Here is a 16,936-nt window from a genome sequence, read left to right on the forward strand (position 1 = left end):
CCGAGACCGGCCTGAACCACGGCCCAGAAGGAGGATTCCGATGAAAGCGGAGCACGATTACGCCGTATCCGTCGTCTGGGAGGGCAATCGCGGCACCGGCACCAGCGGCTACCGGGACTACGGGCGCCAGAACGTCCTCGTCGCCGAGGGCCCGCCGCCGATCCTCGCCTCGGCCGACAAGCCCTTCCGCGGCGACCCGGACCGCTGGAACCCCGAGCAGCTGCTGCTCGCCGCCCTCGCGCAGTGCCACCTGCTCTCGTTCCTGCACGTCGCGGTCAAGAACGGCGTCGTCGTGACCGAGTACGTCGACGACGCCGCCGGGCGGATGGTGCAGGAGGGCGAGGGCGGGCGCTTCGTCTCCGTGACCCTCCGGCCTCGGGTAAGCGTCGCGCACGAGTCGATGGTCGAGCTCGCGCAGTCGCTGCACGGCGAGGCCTCGCGGCTGTGCTTCATCGCGAACTCGGTGAGCTTCCCCGTGGGACACGAGCCGCAGACCTCGGCGGCCGACGCGCACTGATCCGGGCGGGCTCGGGCAGCGGCGACCGGAGCGGTCAGCGCCGCTCGTGCGGCAGCGCCCGTCGGATCTTCTCGACCGCGGTGACCGGCGGCGACTCGTTGTAGACGCCCGCGGCCTCCTGGCCCGAGAGCGCGTGGATCGCGGTCATCACCTCGTCGGTCGCGTGCCGGCGCGCGCGACCCGAGTCGGCCGAGCCGTGCCGGGAGAGGTCGAGCGGATCGCCGAAGCGCACCGTGATCCGGTGCAGGCGGGGGATCCTCGAGCCGACGGGCTGCAGCTCCTGGGTGCCGACCAGCCCGACCGGCACGACCGGTGCGCCGGTGGTGAGGGCGAGCCACGCCACTCCGGTGCGCCCGCGGTAGAGGCGGCCGTCGCGCGAGCGCGTGCCCTCGGGGTAGACGGCGAACGCCTCGTCGCGCTCGAGGATCGCGCGGCCGAGGTCGAGGGCCTCCTGCGCGGCCTGGCCGGCGCCGCGCTCGACGGGCACCGCTCCGACCGCCGTGAAGAACGAGCGCGACGCGGCGCCGCGTGCTCCGGTGCCGGTGAAGTAGTCGGCCTTCGCGAGGAACTGCACCGGCCGCGGCGCCAGCAGGGTCAGGACGGGGGAGTCGATGAACGACAGGTGGTTGCTGGCGAGGATGACCCGGCCGGTGCGCGGGACGTTGTCGCGGCCCTCGACGATCGGGCGGTAGATCATCCGGCCGAGGCGGCTCATCGTGAAGCGGGCCACGCGCGCGGAGACGCCGATCCCCGGGGGTGTCGGCGGTGCGGGAGCGTCGTCGGTCGGCATTCGCCCGACGCTACCGGCGGGTGCATGCCGCTCGGGTCATGCTCCGCCGACCGCTCCGCCGGGGCCCTTCTCGCGGGCCGGGGCGGACGACCGCGGGCCGCCCCTCGTGACGAGGAGCGGCCCGCAGGTCGACGCAGAGGGAGTGACTCAGCCGAAGGTGGCGAGCGCCTCCTCGATGACACCGGCCGCGTCGTCGATCAGCTCCTCGCTGATGACCACGCTCGGCATGATGCGCAGGACGCTGTCCCAGCTGCCGGCGTCCAGGGCGATGACGCCGTTCGTCGTGACGTGCTTGAGGACGGCGGAGAGCGCCTCCGGGTTCTGCTTCTTCGTGCCGGGGTGCACGAGCTCGACGCCGAACATCGCGCCCTTGCCGCGGACCTCGCCGACGACGGCGAAGCGCTCGGCCCAGTCGCCGATGCGGGCCTGCAGGGCGCGCTCGACGCGCTGCGCCTCGGCGATGAGCCCCTCGGACTCGATGGCCTCGAAGGTGGCGAGCGCGGCGGCGGTCGAGACGGGGTTTCCGCCGAAGGTGCCGCCGATGCCGCCGGGCTGCACGGCGTCCATGATCTCCGCGCGCCCGGTGACCGCGGCGAGCGGGAAGCCGCCGGCGATGCCCTTGGCCGAGGTGATGAGGTCCGGGACGACGCCGAAGTGCTCGATCGAGTACCAGGCGCCGGTCCGGGCGATGCCGGCCTGGATCTCGTCGGCGACGAAGACGATGCCGTTCTCGGTGCAGAACTCCGACAGCCGCTCGAAGTAGCCGGCCGCCGGGATGATGATGCCGCCGTCGCCCTGGATCGGCTCGACGAACAGCGCCGCCAGCTCCTCGGCGCCGATGTGGGTGCGGATGTAGTCGATCGAGCGCTCGGCCGCCTCCTCGCCCGTCATGCCCTCGGGGTCGCGGAAGGGGTAGCTCATCGGGAGGCTGTAGATCTCACCGGGGAACGGGCCCATGCCGGCGCGCTCGGGCCAGGGGCGGTAGGTCATCGCCATCGTGAGGTTGGTGCGGCCGTGGAAGGCGTGGTCGAGCGAGGCGATCGCGCGGCGGCCGGTGTGCTTGCGCGCGATCTTGACCGCGTTCTCGACCGCCTCGGCGCCGGAGTTGACGAGGATCGAGTGCTTCTCGAAGTCGCCGGGGGTGATCTCGGCGAGCTTCTCGGCGACCCGCACGTAGTTCTCGTACGGGGTCACGGTGAAGAGGGTGTGGGTCAGCTTCTCCGCCTGCGCGGCGGCGGCGGCCGCGACCGCGGGGTGCGCGTGGCCGATGGTGGTGACGCCGATGCCGCAGCCGAGGTCGATCAGGCGGTTGCCGTCGACGTCGACCAGGACGGCGCCCGAGGCGTGATCCATGTAGATGTTGGCGAGGGTTCCGGCGCCGCGGGAGACGCTGGCGACGCGGCGCTCCTGCAGCGCGATCGAGCGGGGGCCGGGGAGCTCGGTGACGAGCGCGCGGGACTGGGGGACCGAGAATTCACGCATTCCTCCATGCTAGGCGCGGCTCCCGGGGAGGGGGCCGGGGACGCTCCGGGGCGGCGCGACCGGGTGGGCGCCGTGGAGGGATCGTTCAGCCGGGGCAGAGGCGCAGCCCGCAGGATGGACCGATCCCCCCGACGTCGTCCCGCTCCCTGCCGGGCAGGAAAGGTGCACCCGTGCGCAGAACCCTCGCGATCCTCGCCGTCCTCGGCGCCTCCCTCGGCCTCGCGGCCTGCACGCCGGGCACCCCCGGCACCCCCGAGGCGACCCCGAGTGCGAGCCCGACTCCGCTCTCCTGCATCTCCTCCGGAGACGCGTCCGCGGCGGTGGACGCGGCGGGCGACTTCGGGACCAAGCCGGTCACCGTCTTCCCCACCCCGATGAGCGTCGACGCGACCGAGGGCACCACCGTCATCGACGGCACCGGCGAGACGGTCGCCGAGGGCGACACCGTCCTCGTCGACTACACCCTGTACAACGGCACGAGCGGAGCGGAGTTCTCGGCGAGCAGCTACGCCTCCGGGGGCCGCGCGGCCTTCGAGGTCGACACCGAGCAGTACCTGGCCGGCCTGGTGAAGGCGGTCAACTGCGCCACCGTGGGATCGCGCGTCGTCGCGGTCGTCCCGCCCGCCGACGCGTTCGGCGACGCCGGCAGCACCGACCTCGGGATCGCCGCGAACGACTCCATCGTGATGGTCATCGACGTCGAGGGCATCGTCCCCTCGGCCGCGACCGGCGAGCCGCAGGCCCCGGTCGACGGGCTGCCGACGGTGGCGCTCGCCGAGGACGGCGCCCCGACGGTGACGATCCCCGCGACCGACCCGCCGGCCGAGCTGCAGCTCGAGGTGCTCAAGAAGGGCGACGGGCAGACCGTGGCCGACGGCGACTCGCTGATCGTCCAGTACCAGGGCGTGGTCTGGGGCACCGGCGAGGTCTTCGACCAGAGCTGGGGCAAGGGCACGCCCGCGTCCTTCGGCACGGGCGACGTGATCGAGGGCTTCAAGGAGGCGGTGGTCGGCCAGACCGTCGGCTCGCAGGTGCTCGTGGTCATCCCGCCGGACAAGGGCTACGGCGAGGCGGGCAACGCGAACGCGGGCATCAGCGGCACGGACACCCTCGTCTTCGTGGTCGACATCCTCGCGGTGAGCTGACCCGGAGGGGCTCCGCACCCGGGAGGGCCGAGGGCCGCCGTGCCAGGATGGGCGGATGCGCAGGGTCATCATCCTCGGCTCGACCGGGTCCATCGGCACGCAGGCCCTCGACGTCATCGGCGCGAACCGCGACCGCTTCGAGGTGGTCGGCCTGGGCGCCGGATCCAACCGAGAGGTCGTCGCCCGGCAGGCGCGCGACTTCGGCGTCGAGCACACCGCCTTCGGCGCCGCGGAGGCCGAGCAGCTGATCCGCTCGGTCGACGCGGACGTCGTCCTGAACGGCATCACCGGCTCGGTCGGCCTCGGCCCGACGCTCGCGGCGCTCGAGGAGGGCCGCACCCTCGCCCTCGCGAACAAGGAGTCGCTGATCGTCGGCGGCGAGCTGGTCACCTCGCTCGCCGCTCCCGGCCAGATCGTGCCCGTCGACTCCGAGCACTCGGCGATCGCGCAGGCGCTGCTCGCGGGGGAGCACCGCGAGGTCCGCCGGCTGGTGCTGACCGCGTCGGGCGGTCCGTTCCGCGGGCGCGACCGCGCCTCCCTCCGCGACGTCACCCCGGCGGAGGCGCTCGCGCATCCGACCTGGGACATGGGCCTCGTGGTCACCACCAACTCGTCGACGCTCGTCAACAAGGGCCTCGAGGTCATCGAGGCGCACCTGCTCTTCGACGTGCCCTACGACCGGATCGACGTCACCGTGCACCCGCAGTCGATCGTCCACTCGATGGTCGAGTTCGTCGACGGCTCCACGATCGCCCAGGCCTCGCCGCCCGACATGCGGCTGCCGATCTCGCTCGGCCTCGACTGGCCGCACCGCGTCGCCGGCGCCGGCGTCCCGCTGGACTGGACCCGCGCGCAGTCCTGGACGTTCGAGCCGCTCGACGAGGAGGCGTTCCCCTCCGTCCGGCTCGCGAAGAAGGTCGGAGTCGCGGGGGCGTCGTACCCGGCCGTCTTCAACGCCGCGAACGAGCAGGCCGTGCAGGCGTTCCACGCCGGTCGGATCGGCTACCTGGACATCCTCGCGACGGTCGAGGCCGTCGTCGACGCGCACACCGTGGACGGCGAGCTGACCCGCGAGTCGCTGGCCGAGGCCGAGGCCTGGGCGCGCCGCACGGCGGACGCGCGGATCGCCTCCGCCTGAGCGCGACGGGCTGATCGCGCCCTCATCGCGATCCTCCAGCGCCTCTCCAGCCGAGGGGTCACCCCGCGGCCTACAGTGACCGAGTGGAATCCGTGCTGCTCTTCGTCCTCGGCGTCGTCATCATCGCCGTGGGCGTCGCCCTGTCGATCGCGCTGCACGAGGTCGGACACCTCGTTCCGGCGAAGCTCTTCGGGGTCAAGGTCACGCAGTACATGATCGGCTTCGGCCGGACGGTCTTCTCCGTCCGCCGCGGCGAGACGGAGTACGGCGTCAAGGCGCTGCCCCTCGGCGGCTACATCGCGATGATCGGGATGTACCCGCCCAAGCACCCGGGCGACCGCGTCGGCGAGTCGAGCACGGGCTTCTTCAACGGGCTGAACGGCAACGAGTCGGCGCCCGACCCCGAGCCCCGCCGCGGCGGCTACGCGACCATGATCGACGAGGCCCGCGCCGCCAGCGCCGAGACCATCGGCGAGGGCGAGGACCACCGCGCCTTCTACCGGCTCGCGGTCTGGAAGCGCGTGATCGTGATGTTCGGCGGCCCGTTCATGAACCTCGTGATCGCCACCGTCCTCTTCGCGGTGCTGCTCTGCGGCATCGGCGTCGCCCAGAACACGTCGACCATCTCCACCGTCTCGCAGTGCGTGGTCCCGGCGAGCGACACCACCACCGAGAGCTGCTCCGCCGACGACCCGCTCGCGCCCGGCGCCGCCGCCGGCATCCTGCCCGGCGACACGATCACCGCGATCGACGGCACGCCCGTCTCCTCCTGGAACGACCTCACCCCGATCATCCGCGCGTCCGCCGGCGTGCCGCTCAGCGTCGCCGTCGAGCGCGACGGGCAGCCCCTCACCCTGACCATCACCCCGGCCGAGAACGAGGTGGCCGTCACCGACGCCGCGGGCAACGCGGTGCTCGACTCCTCCGGCGCGGTCGAGACGCAGACCGTCGGCTTCATCGGCATCTCGCCGACCCAGGCCCTCGTGCAGCAGCCGATCACCGCGGTCCCCGGCACCGTCGGCGAGAACATCAGGAGCGTCGCGGGGGTCATCCTCAACCTGCCGCAGCGCCTCATCGACGTCGCGCAGGCCGCCTTCGGCACCGAGGCCCGTGACGCCAACGGACCGATCAGCGTCGTCGGCGTCGGCCGCATCGCCGGCGAGATCGCCGCCTCCGACCAGCTGCCCGTCGTCTCCAAAGTGCAGACGATGGTCGGCGTCCTCGCCTCCCTCAACGTCGCGCTCTTCGTCTTCAACCTCGTCCCCCTCCTCCCCATGGACGGCGGCCACATCGCCGGCGCCCTCTGGGAGGGCCTGCGCCGCCGCATCGCCAAGCTCTTCGGCCGCCGCGACCCCGGCCCCGTCGACATCGCCAAGCTCCTCCCGCTGACCTACGCGGTCGTCCTGCTCCTCGGCGGCATGAGCGCGCTGCTGATCTACGCCGACATCGTCAAGCCGATCACGCTGTTCTGAGCTGTCTTGCGAGCCGGTCCCTGCCCGGCTCGCCGCGGTCGGCTTTGCGACGGGTGGTGTTGGGAGGAGCGGGTTGCGGTCGGCTAGCGCGAATCGCTGGCACGCGATTCGCGCGTTCGCCTTGGAGGTGGCGCCGGTCCTCGCCCGGCTCGCCGCGGTCGGGTTTGCGACGGGTTGCGTGGGGAGGAGCGTGTTGCGGTCGGCTAGCGCGAATCGCTGGCACGCGATTCGCGCGTTCGCCTCGGAGGTGGCGCCGGTCCCTGCCCGGCTCGCCGCGAGAGGTCGGTCTGATCTGCAGGCGAGGGGGCGGGGAGGAGTCGAGGGGACAGGTATGGACGCGTGGCGGGCGGGGGATCGCCTGCGGATCGGACGTCGGCGGGTCGCTCACTCGGGGAGGCAGGGCCGGCGCGGACGGCGGAGATCGGCGGGACCTGGGAACCGGGGGAGCGGCGGCGTCCGGCCGTGCGGCGCGCGTACGATGGGGCTCGTGCCTGCTGTGAATCTGGGTTTGCCCAAGGTCCCCGTGACCCTCGCCCCCCGCCGGAAGACCCGTCAGATCAAGGTCGGGAAGGTGCTGGTCGGCGGCGACGCCCCGGTCAGCGTCCAGTCGATGTGCACGACGCCGACCACGAACATCAACGCGACGCTCCAGCAGATCGCCGAGCTCACCGCCTCCGGCTGCGACATCGTGCGCGTCGCCGTGCCGAGCCGCGACGACGCGGAGGCGCTGCCGATCATCGCGAAGAAGAGCCAGATCCCCGTCATCGCGGACATCCATTTCCAGCCGAACTACGTCTACGCCGCGATCGACGCCGGCTGCGCGGCCGTCCGGGTGAACCCGGGCAACATCCGCAAGTTCGACGACCAGGTCGGCAAGATCGCCGCCGCCGCGAAGGCCGCCGGCGTCTCCATCCGCATCGGCGTCAACGCGGGCTCGCTCGAGCCCAGCCTGCTGCAGAAGTACGGCAAGGCCACCCCGGAGGCGCTCGTCGAGAGCGCCGTCTGGGAGGCGAGCCTCTTCGAGGAGCACGACTTCCACGACTTCAAGATCTCGGTCAAGCACAACGACCCGGTGATCATGGTCCAGGCCTACCGCCAGCTCGCCGAGCGCGGCGACTGGCCGCTGCACCTCGGCGTGACCGAGGCCGGCCCCGAGTTCCAGGGCACGATCAAGTCGGCGACGGCGTTCGGCATCCTGCTCGGCGAGGGCATCGGCGACACCATCCGCGTCTCGCTCTCCGCGCCGCCCGCGCAGGAGGTCAAGGTCGGCCTGCAGATCCTGCAGTCGCTCAACCTCCGCGAGCGCAAGCTCGAGATCGTCTCCTGCCCGAGCTGCGGCCGTGCGCAGGTCGACGTCTACACGCTCGCCAACGACGTGACCGCCGGTCTCGAGGGCATGAGCGTCCCGCTGCGCGTCGCCGTCATGGGCTGCGTCGTCAACGGACCGGGCGAGGCCCGGGAGGCCGACCTCGGCGTCGCCTCCGGTAACGGCAAAGGCCAGATCTTCGTCAAGGGCGAGGTCATCAAGACCGTCCCCGAGTCCGAGATCGTCAAGACGCTCATCGAGGAGGCCAACCGGCTGGCCGCCGAGATGCCCGCCGACGACACCTCGACCGGCTCCCCGGTGGTCGTCGTCTCGAAGTGACCGCGGGCGGTGGACCGGCACACGCCCGGTCCGCCGCCACCCCGGACCGCGCGGGACACCCCGCCGCGGACTCCGGATAGGATCGTCCCTCGTGGTTACCCGTCTCTCGCACCTGTTCGTCCGCACCCTCCGAGAGGATCCGGCCGACGCCGAGGTCGCGAGCCACCGCCTCCTGGTCCGGGCCGGCTACATCCGCCGTCAGGCCCCCGGCGTCTTCGCCTGGCTGCCCCTCGGTCTCAAGGTCAAGCGCCGCATCGAGGCGATCATCCACGCCGAGATGGCGGCCGCCGGCGCGCAGGAGGTCCACTTCCCCGGGCTGCTGCCCCGCGAGCCCTACGAGCTCTCCGGCCGCTGGACCGAGTACGGCGACGGCGTCTTCCGCCTGAAGGACCGCAAGGACGCGGACTACATGCTGGCGCCGACCCACGAGGAGTTCTTCACCCTCCTGGTGAAGGACCTCTACTCGTCCTACAAGGACCTGCCGCTCTCGCTCTACCAGATCCAGGACAAGTACCGCGACGAGGCGCGCCCCCGCGCAGGCCTCCTGCGCGGTCGCGAGTTCACCATGAAGGACGCCTACTCCTTCGACTACACCGACGCCGGTCTCGACGCGAGCTACCAGGTGCAGCGCGACGCGTACGAGCGGATCTTCGCGCGGCTCGGCCTCGAGTACGTGATCGTGCAGGCGGACGCCGGCGCGATGGGCGGCTCGCGCAGCGAGGAGTTCCTGCACCCGACTCCGGTCGGCGAGGACACCTTCGTGCGCTCGGTGGGTGGCTACGCGGCCAACGTCGAGGCGTACCGGACCCCCGTGCCCGAGGCGCTGCCCGTGGACGGACTCGCCGAGGCGCGCGTCTTCGACTCGCCCGGCACCCCGACCATCCAGACGCTCGTCGACCTCGCCAACGCCCAGGAGCCGCGCGCCGACGGCCGCGCCTGGACCGCCGGCGACACGCTCAAGAACGTCGTCCTCGCGCTCACCGCGCTCGACGGGACCCGCGAGCTCGTCGTCGTCGGGCTGCCCGGCGACCGGGACGTCGACCTCAAGCGCGCCGAGGTCGCCTTCGCCCCCGCCGAGGTCGAGGCCGCGACCGAGGAGGACTTCGCGAAGCACTCCGCGCTGGTCAAGGGCTACATCGGCCCGTGGTCGGCCGAGGGCGCCGTCCTGGGGGAGGAGTCCGCGAGCGGCATCCGCTTCCTGCTCGACCCCCGCGTCGTCGAGGGCACCTCCTGGATCACCGGGGCGAACACCGCCGGGAAGCACGTGCTCGACCTCGTCGCCGGCCGCGACTTCTCCGGCGACGGCGTCGTCGAGGTCTCCGACGTCCGCAGCGGCGACCCCGCTCCCGACGGCTCCGGCCCGATCGAGACCGCCCGCGGCATGGAGATCGGCCACGTCTTCCAGCTCGGCCGCAAGTACGCGGAGGTCCTCGGCCTCAAGGTCCTCGATGAGAACGGCAAGCTCGTCACCGTCACCATGGGCTCCTACGGCATCGGCGTGACCCGGATCCTCGCGATCATCGCCGAGAGCAACCACGACGACCGCGGTCTCATCTGGCCCGAGAACGTCGCGCCGTTCGACGTGCACGTGATCGCGACCGGCAAGGACCCGGCGGCGCTCGCGCTCGCGGAGTCGGTCGGCGCCTCGCTCGAGGCCGCGGGCCGCGACGTGCTGATCGACGACCGGCCCAAGGTCTCACCGGGCGTCAAGTTCGGCGACGCCGAGCTGATCGGCGTGCCGCTGATCGTCATCGCCGGCCGCAGCGCCGCCGACGGCATCGTCGAGCTCTGGGACCGGCGCACCGGCGAGCGCGAGCAGCTGCCCGCCGCCGAGGCGCTCGCCCGCCTCGGAGCCTGAGCGGCTCCGGTCCCTCCGTCCCGTCCGCCCTCAGCGCGGTCGGTTATGCTCAATGGTCCCGACGCGCGGGCCCGGCTCCGGCCGTGGCGCCGCCGGCGTCGGACCGGTTTTCGACGTGGTCGCGCTGCGCCGCCACGCCCCAAGTGAATAGAGAGAAAGGCCCGCCCATGGACATCGACCTGAGCGTTCTGCGCCTGCTGGAGCGCGAGCGCGAGATCCCCTTCGAGGAACTCGTGCAGATCATCGAGCAGGCGATCCTCACCGCCTACCTCAAGCACATCGGCCAGGCGGACGACGCCGACAAGGCCACCGCCGTGGACGCCCGCGTGCACCTCGACCGCAAGACCGGGCACGTCAGCGTGTTCGTCCCCGAGATCGACGAGGAGGGCGCCGTCGTCGGCGAGTCCGAGGACTCGCCGCGCGACTTCGGCCGCATCGCGGCCTTCGCCGCCAAGCAGGTCATCAACCAGCGGCTGCGCGACATCGGCGACGAGAAGGTCCTCGGCGAGTTCAAGGGCCGCGAGGGCGACATCGTCGCCGGCGTCATCCAGCAGGGCCCCAACCCGAAGATGATCCACGTCGACCTCGGCTCGATCGAGGCGATCCTCTCGCCCGAGGAGCAGGTGCCCGGCGAGGACTACAGCCACGGCCGCCGCATCCGCGTCTACGTGACGAGCGTCAGCCGCGGCCCGAAGGGTCCGTCGGTCCAGGTCTCGCGGACGCACCCGTCGCTCGTCCGCAAGCTCTTCGCCCTCGAGGTCCCGGAGATCGCCTCCGGCGTCGTCGAGATCGTCTCGCTCGCCCGCGAGGCCGGCCACCGCACCAAGATCGCCGTGCGGGCGACCGAGCCGGGCGTCAACGCCAAGGGCGCGTGCATCGGCGAGCTCGGCCAGCGAGTCCGTGCGGTGACCGCGGAGTTGAACAACGAGAAGATCGACATCGTCGACTACTCCTCCGACCTGCCGACCTTCGTCGCCAGCGCGCTCTCGCCCGCCAAGGTGACCAGCGCCTTCGTGATCGACCAGAGCCTCAAGGCCGTCCGCGCCCTCGTGCCGGACTACCAGCTCTCGCTCGCGATCGGCAAGGAGGGTCAGAACGCCCGACTCGCCGCCAAGCTCACCGGCGCCAAGATCGACATCCAGCCCGATTCGGTGATGGACGGGGAGTGATCCCCGCTGTCGGCGGTGCGGGGAGGCGCTCCCGGGAACGAGGGAGTACAGTGGAACCCGTCAGAACGTGCGTCGGCTGCCGTCTGCGCGCCCCAAGGGCCTCACTTCTGAGGCTCGTCCTCCCCTCGAACGTCCTCGTGGTAGATCCGCAGGGTGTCCGTGCTGGGCGGGGAGCGTGGCTGCACGACGCGTACGACTGCTACGAGCTCGCGGTGAAGCGCCGCGCGTTCAGCAGGGCGTTCCGGACGCGCGAGAGCGTGGACGCGAGCGCCGTGGAGCAGTACGTCACCCGTGACCTGACCGGCTCGGCTCCTCACCCTGAGGAACCGGCCAGGCGAACGATCACACCGCAGAGAGAACAGGCAGAACGGCCCGTGAACTGATCATGAGCAACGACTGATGAGCGGCTCGAAATGAGATCCGTCCGTTTGTGATGGCCTGCCCCGTCTTGGGCGCAGGTCCGAGACAGGAGAGAAGTGGCTAAACCACGCGTGCACGAGATCGCCGCCGAACTCGGCGTCGACAGCAAGGTCGCACTTGCGAAGTTGAAAGAACTGGGCGAGTTCGTCAAGGGACCGTCCTCCAGCATCGAACCCCCCGTCGCCCGCAAGCTCCGCCAGGCCCTCCAGGGTAGCGCGAGCACGGGTGCATCGTCGACCCCGTCGGCGCCCACCGCCGGCACCGCCCGTCCCGGGGCTCCCCGCCCCTCGGGTGCCCGCCCCTCCGCGCCGATGCCCGGCCCGGCCAAGCCGCCCGCTCCGGCGCCGGCTCCGCCGATGTCGGTCGCCGAGCGTCAGGCGGCCGCTCAGGCCGCCCAGGAGGCCGCGGCCGCGGCTCGCGCCCAGGCCGCTGCGAACGCCCCCGCCGCTCCGGCTCCGACCGAGGCCGCCGCTCCGGCGCCCGCGGCCGAGAAGCCCGCCGCAGCGACCCCCGCTGCCTCGCCCGCCACCCCCGGCGGACCGAAGCCGGCGACCCCGCGTCCGGCCCCGGCGGCAGCCCCGCCGAAGTCCGGCGGCAGCAGCTCCGCTCCCGGCGGCTCCAGCCGTCCCGGTGGCGCCCCGCGTCCGGGCAACAACCCCTTCGCGAGCAACCAGGGCATGGGCCAGCGTCCCCCGACGCCCCCGCGTCCGGGCAACAACCCGTTCGCCAGCTCGCAGGGCATGGGCTCGCGCCCGACGCCCAGCAACATCCCCCGTCCCGCGGCTCCCCGCCCCGGTGCGCCCCGACCGGGTGGACCCGGCATGGGCCAGCGCCCCGCCGGCTTCGGCCAGCGTCCCGGCGGTCCCGGTGGCGGAGCGGGTCGTCCCGGCGGCCCCGGCCGTCCGGCCGGCGGCGGCTTCCAGCGTCCCGGCGGCGCTCCCGGAGCGGGTGGCGGCTTCGCCCCTCGTCCCGGCGGCGGCGGCGGTCGCGGTCGCGGCCCCGGCGGTGGCACCGCGGGTGCCTTCGGTCGCGGTGGCGGCAAGAGCAAGGCCCGCAAGTCGAAGCGCACGAAGCGTCAGGAGTTCGAGCTCAGGGAGGCCCCGTCGCTCGGCGGCGTCAGCGTCCCCCGCGGCGACGGCAAGACGGTCATCCGTCTGCGCCGCGGCGCGTCGATCTCCGACTTCGCCGACAAGATCGAGGCCATGACCGGCGTGCCGGTGCCCCCCGGCAACCTGGTCACCGTCCTCTTCGCCCTCGGCGAGATGGCGACGGCGACCGAGTCGCTCGACGAGGCCACCTTCGAGGTGCTCGGCGGTGAGCTCGGCTTCAAGATCCAGGTCGTCTCGCCCGAGGACGAGGACAAGGAGCTCCTCGAGGGCTTCGGTCTCGACCTCGAGCAGGAGCTCGAGGACGAGACGGACGAAGACCTCCAGATCCGTCCCCCCGTCGTCACCGTCATGGGTCACGTCGACCACGGAAAGACGCGCCTGCTCGACGCGATCCGCAACGCCAACGTCGTCGCCGGCGAGGCGGGCGGCATCACGCAGCACATCGGTGCGTACCAGGTCGTCGCGGAGCACGAGGGCATCGAGCGCCCGATCACCTTCATCGACACCCCGGGTCACGAGGCGTTCACCGCCATGCGAGCCCGCGGTGCCCAGGTCACGGACATCGCGATCCTCGTGGTCGCGGCGGACGACGGCATCATGCCGCAGACCATCGAGGCGCTGAACCACGCCCAGGCGGCCAACGTGCCGATCGTGGTCGCGGTCAACAAGGTGGACAAGCCCGACGCCAACCCGGCCAAGGTGCGCCAGCAGCTGACCGAGTTCGGCCTCGTCGCCGAGGAGTACGGCGGAGACGTCATGTTCGTCGACGTGTCGGCCCGCGCGAACACCGGCATCCAGGACCTCCTGGACGCCGTGCTGCTCACCGCGGACGCCGGTCTCGACCTGCGCGCCAACCCCGACAAGGAGGCCCGCGGAGTCGCGATCGAGGCGAAGCTCGACAAGGGACGCGGTGCCGTCGCGACGGTCCTCATCCAGTCGGGAACGCTGCGCGTCGGCGACGCGATCGTCGCGGGAACGGCCTACGGCCGCGTCCGTGCGATGGCCGACGAGAACGGCGTCGCCGTCCTCGAGGCCGTGCCGTCGCGACCGGTGCAGGTGCAGGGACTCTCGTCCGTGCCCCGCGCCGGCGACACCTTCCTCGTCACCGAGGAGGACCGCACCGCCCGCCAGATCGCCGAGAAGCGCGAAGCCGCTCAGCGCAACGCCCTGCTGGCCAAGGCCCGCAAGCGCATCTCGCTCGAGGACTTCACCCGCGCTCTCGAGGAGGGCAAGGTCGAGTCGCTCAACCTCATCATCAAGGGCGACGTGTCCGGTGCCGTCGAGGCGCTGGAGGAGTCGCTCGTCAAGATCGAGGTCGACGACTCGGTGCAGCTGCGCATCATCCACCGCGGTGTCGGTGCGATCACGGAGTCGGACGTCAACCTCGCGACGATCGACAACGCGATCATCGTGGGCTTCAACGTCCGCCCCGACCCGAAGGCCCGCGAGCGCGCTGCTCGAGAGGGAGTGGACATCCGCTTCTACTCGGTCATCTACAACGCGATCGAAGAGGTCGAGAACTCGCTCACGGGCATGCTCAAGCCCGAGTACGAGGAGGTCCAGTCCGGTGTCGCCGAGATCCGCGAGGTGTTCCGCTCCTCCAAGGTCGGCAACATCGCGGGTGTCATCGTCCGCTCCGGCACGATCACCCGCAACTCGAAGGCGCGCGTCATCCGCGACGGCGTCGTCGTCGGGGACAACCTCGCCATCGAGTCGCTGCGTCGCTTCAAGGACGACGTCACGGAGGTCCGTACGGACTACGAGGCCGGTATCGGTCTCGGCAAGTACAACGACATCCAGATCGGCGACGAGATCGAGACGATCGAGATGAAGGAGAAGCCGCGAGGCTGACCCTGATGCTCACTGGAAGGCCCGGGTCCGCCCGGGCCTTCCGGCGTTCCAGGGGCCCTGCCCTTTGGGGCTGGAGGTCTGACGAGGGATCGGGAGGATCGACTCGCCAGCACGTGCAGAGGGGGCCCGGTCTCCGAGGTATGTCGCGTCGGGTACCTGCACCAGCACGTGGGGTGGGGCGCCTGCGCGGGAGGGGGACCGGGAGTACGTACTTCCGCCTGTATTGACGGGAGGTGCGGGTGGGGTGTCTCGTCGCGGCTCCTGGCTCGGGTCTGGCGGGCGCGGCGCAGCCGCGCGGGAAGGAGCCGCGGCGAGGCACCCCACCCGCGCCGGCGCAGCCGCGCTGCAGCCAGCACGAAGACCTGGGGTGAGCTCGCGAGGGCAAGCCCCCAGCAAGACGACCGGCAGGACTGCCGGGGAGTGGTTAGATGGCGAGCCGAACGGTTCGTCGAGAGAGATGAGGACCAGCCATGGCAGATCCGGCACGGGCGAGGAAGCTCGCCGAACGGATTCAGGTGATCGTCGCCAAGCGGCTCGAGCGCGGACTCCGCGACCCCCGACTCGGCTTCGTCACCATCACCGATGTGCAGGTGACCGGTGACCTGCAGCACGCCTCCGTGTTCTACACGGTCTACGGCACCGACGAGGAGCGAGCCGACTCGGCGCTCGCCCTGAAGGCGGCGACCGGCATGCTCCGCACGGAGGTCGGCAAGAACATCACGGCGCGGCTGACGCCGTCGCTCGAGTTCATCCTCGACGCGATCCCGGAGAACGCGAAGCACATCGAGGACCTCCTCGCGACGGCGCGCAACCAGGACACCCAGGTGCAGTCGCTCGCCGCGAAGGCGGACTACGCCGGCGACGCCGACCCCTACGTGAAGCCGCGCGAGGACGAGGACGAGGACTAGGCAGCAGGCCTGAACACCGCGGAGCCCGTGGCGACGTCGACCGATTCCAGGACGACGACGACACGGGCTCCCGGCGTCTGCGGCACCGGGACGTCGACGGTCATCTCCGGGTCGAGCAGCTGGACCTGCGAGCGGGTCCTCGCGGAGGAGACGACGACGCCCTCGAAGGAGGTGCCCTCGCGGCCGCGGAGGATCGCGGCCTCGACGACGGCGGTGGCGGCGCGGGAGGCGGCTCCGGAGCGGCGGTCGCTCGCGGTCATCAGGGCGGGCAGCTCGGGCAGGGCCGTGCGGAGCCAGGCCGGGAGCTCCGCTCCGGTCGAGATCGCGAGGCAGGTGGCCAGGCCGAAGCGGTCGACCAGGCGGCGGAGCGGGGCCGTGACGTGCGCGTACGGGGCGGCGAGGGCGGACTGCTCGGGCTGCTCCGGGGCGGCACCGTCGAAGGCGGTGTAGCCGGCGCCGCGGAAGAGCGTCGCCGCGGCGGACATGATCGCGAGCTGTGCGGGGTCGGCGGTGTCGAGGCGGCGGAGGTAGGCGCCGTAGAGCTCGTCGGCGCCCCAGGGGACGCCGAGGGCCTCGGTGCGGGCGCGGAAGGCGGCGACGGTGTCCTCATCGGCCGCGGGCATGGTGCGGAGGATGCCGACCCCCGCGTCGAGCATCATCGTCGCGGCCGCCATGCCGGTGAGCAGCGAGACCTGGGCGTTCCAGCCCTCCGAGGGGAGGGGTGCCCGGCGCTCGATCCGGTAGCCGCCGTCGACGGCGACGATCTCCTCCTCGGGGAGGGCGAGGCTCGCTCCGCCGCGCTCGGCCTCGCGGGCGAGGCGCTCGGCGCCGAACCAGGGGAGCAGCGCGATCGAGGGGTGCGGCTCGCCGGCGTCGACGTTGCGCTGGACGCCGGCGTAGTCGAGCCGGGCGGTGCTGCGGACGAGGGCGCGCTCGAGGCGGACCGTGCGCGGTTCGGCGGCGTCGTCGAGCTCGAGGGTCCAGACCAGGGCGCGGCGCTCGACGTCGGGCAGCAGCGAGGCGGTGCCCTCGGAGAGGACCGGCGGGTGCAGCGGGACGCGGCCGTCGGGGAGGTAGTAGGTCTGGCCGCGGCGGCGGGTCTCGGCGTCGAGGGCGCCGCCGGGACGGACGACGGCCGGCACGTCGGCGATGGCGTAGCGGAGCACGACTCCGGTGGACCGCCGCTCGAGGTGCACGGCCTGGTCGAGGTCGAGGGAGCCGGGCGGGTTGATCGTGACGAAGGGGACGCCCGTGAGGTCGATCCGGCTCGTGTCGTCCGCCGTGCGGTCGGCCTGCTCGGCCTCGGCGAGGGCGTCGGGCGGGAAGGCGCCCGGCAGGTCGTTCGCGGTGCGGACGGCGGCGAGCGCGCTGTCGAGCTCGGCGTCGGGGCGGGGGAGTCGGAGGCGGCGACCGGTCACGGCGCCACGCTACC

The 16,936-nt window shown here is 72.2% G+C and carries 13 protein-coding genes; 10 read left to right on the forward strand and 3 right to left on the reverse strand.

Features of this window, described 5'->3' with window-relative positions; translation table 11 throughout:
- The first annotated feature begins 40 nt into the window (after positions 1 to 40).
- Positions 41 to 517 carry an OsmC family protein gene (locus MT350_RS04685; RefSeq protein WP_243615481.1) on the forward strand — a complete coding sequence of 159 codons (477 nt, stop codon included), beginning with the start codon at positions 41 to 43 and terminating at the stop codon, positions 515 to 517.
- Positions 518 to 551: 34 nt separating this feature from the next.
- Here the strand turns inward: MT350_RS04685 and MT350_RS04690 are convergent, their stop codons facing one another.
- Complete coding sequence (locus MT350_RS04690) at positions 552 to 1,307, reverse strand: lysophospholipid acyltransferase family protein (RefSeq protein ID WP_374204643.1); 756 nt, start codon at positions 1,305 to 1,307, stop codon at positions 552 to 554.
- A gap of 147 nt (positions 1,308 to 1,454) precedes the next feature.
- Positions 1,455 to 2,789 (reverse strand): aminotransferase class III-fold pyridoxal phosphate-dependent enzyme, encoded by a 1,335-nt coding sequence (locus MT350_RS04695; protein ID WP_123445525.1) that lies wholly within the window; start codon positions 2,787 to 2,789, stop codon positions 1,455 to 1,457.
- Between the two features lie 170 nt (positions 2,790 to 2,959).
- On the opposite strand from MT350_RS04695, the gene MT350_RS04700 reads away from it, so the two are divergent.
- The 9 genes from MT350_RS04700 to rbfA all read left to right on the forward strand — a co-directional run bounded on the left by MT350_RS04700 (position 2,960) and on the right by rbfA (position 15,504).
- Positions 2,960 to 3,934, forward strand: coding sequence for an FKBP-type peptidyl-prolyl cis-trans isomerase (locus MT350_RS04700; RefSeq protein ID WP_243598973.1), 975 nt, complete (start codon positions 2,960 to 2,962; stop codon positions 3,932 to 3,934).
- Between the two features lie 55 nt (positions 3,935 to 3,989).
- Complete coding sequence (locus MT350_RS04705; protein ID WP_243598974.1) at positions 3,990 to 5,072, forward strand: 1-deoxy-D-xylulose-5-phosphate reductoisomerase; 1,083 nt, start codon at positions 3,990 to 3,992, stop codon at positions 5,070 to 5,072.
- Positions 5,073 to 5,155: 83 nt separating this feature from the next.
- A complete protein-coding gene (locus MT350_RS04710) occupies positions 5,156 to 6,544 on the forward strand; it encodes an RIP metalloprotease (RefSeq protein ID WP_165909009.1) in 1,389 nt (462 codons plus the stop codon).
- Positions 6,545 to 7,031: 487 nt separating this feature from the next.
- Positions 7,032 to 8,189 (forward strand): flavodoxin-dependent (E)-4-hydroxy-3-methylbut-2-enyl-diphosphate synthase, encoded by a 1,158-nt coding sequence (gene ispG, locus MT350_RS04715; RefSeq protein WP_123445529.1) that lies wholly within the window; start codon positions 7,032 to 7,034, stop codon positions 8,187 to 8,189.
- A gap of 91 nt (positions 8,190 to 8,280) precedes the next feature.
- Complete coding sequence (locus tag MT350_RS04720) at positions 8,281 to 10,047, forward strand: proline--tRNA ligase (protein WP_243598975.1); 1,767 nt, start codon at positions 8,281 to 8,283, stop codon at positions 10,045 to 10,047.
- Between the two features lie 167 nt (positions 10,048 to 10,214).
- On the forward strand, positions 10,215 to 11,216 hold the full coding sequence (gene nusA, locus MT350_RS04725; protein WP_123445531.1) for a transcription termination factor NusA: 1,002 nt from the start codon (positions 10,215 to 10,217) through the stop codon (positions 11,214 to 11,216).
- Positions 11,217 to 11,266: 50 nt separating this feature from the next.
- Positions 11,267 to 11,599 (forward strand): YlxR family protein, encoded by a 333-nt coding sequence (locus MT350_RS04730; protein WP_243598976.1) that lies wholly within the window; start codon positions 11,267 to 11,269, stop codon positions 11,597 to 11,599.
- Positions 11,600 to 11,692: 93 nt separating this feature from the next.
- On the forward strand, positions 11,693 to 14,596 hold the full coding sequence (gene infB / locus MT350_RS04735; RefSeq protein ID WP_243598977.1) for a translation initiation factor IF-2: 2,904 nt from the start codon (positions 11,693 to 11,695) through the stop codon (positions 14,594 to 14,596).
- 470 nt (positions 14,597 to 15,066) lie between these two features.
- Positions 15,067 to 15,504, forward strand: coding sequence for a 30S ribosome-binding factor RbfA (gene rbfA / locus MT350_RS04740; RefSeq protein WP_123445535.1), 438 nt, complete (start codon positions 15,067 to 15,069; stop codon positions 15,502 to 15,504).
- Here rbfA and MT350_RS04745 read toward each other — a convergent pair.
- Entirely contained in the window at positions 15,501 to 16,922 is a 1,422-nt protein-coding gene (locus MT350_RS04745; protein WP_243615482.1) for a ribonuclease catalytic domain-containing protein, read from the reverse strand. The genes rbfA and MT350_RS04745 overlap by 4 nt on opposite strands.
- Between the last annotated feature and the right edge of the window lie 14 nt (positions 16,923 to 16,936).

The organism is Rathayibacter sp. VKM Ac-2928 (assembly GCF_022815545.1).
Taxonomy (GTDB): Bacteria; Actinomycetota; Actinomycetes; order Actinomycetales; family Microbacteriaceae; genus Rathayibacter; species Rathayibacter festucae.

Excerpts from the sequence above, each read along its gene's own strand:
- MT350_RS04685 (WP_243615481.1), top strand. The coding sequence starts at position 41 with ATGAAAGCGGAGCACGATTACGCCGTATCCGTCGTCTGGGAGGGCAAT.
- MT350_RS04690 (WP_374204643.1), bottom strand. The coding sequence starts at position 1,307 with ATGCCGACCGACGACGCTCCCGCACCGCCGACACCCCCGGGGATCGGC.
- MT350_RS04695 (WP_123445525.1), bottom strand. The coding sequence starts at position 2,789 with ATGCGTGAATTCTCGGTCCCCCAGTCCCGCGCGCTCGTCACCGAGCTC.
- MT350_RS04705 (WP_243598974.1), top strand. The coding sequence starts at position 3,990 with ATGCGCAGGGTCATCATCCTCGGCTCGACCGGGTCCATCGGCACGCAG.
- nusA (WP_123445531.1), top strand. The coding sequence starts at position 10,215 with ATGGACATCGACCTGAGCGTTCTGCGCCTGCTGGAGCGCGAGCGCGAG.
- rbfA (WP_123445535.1), top strand. The coding sequence starts at position 15,067 with ATGGCAGATCCGGCACGGGCGAGGAAGCTCGCCGAACGGATTCAGGTG.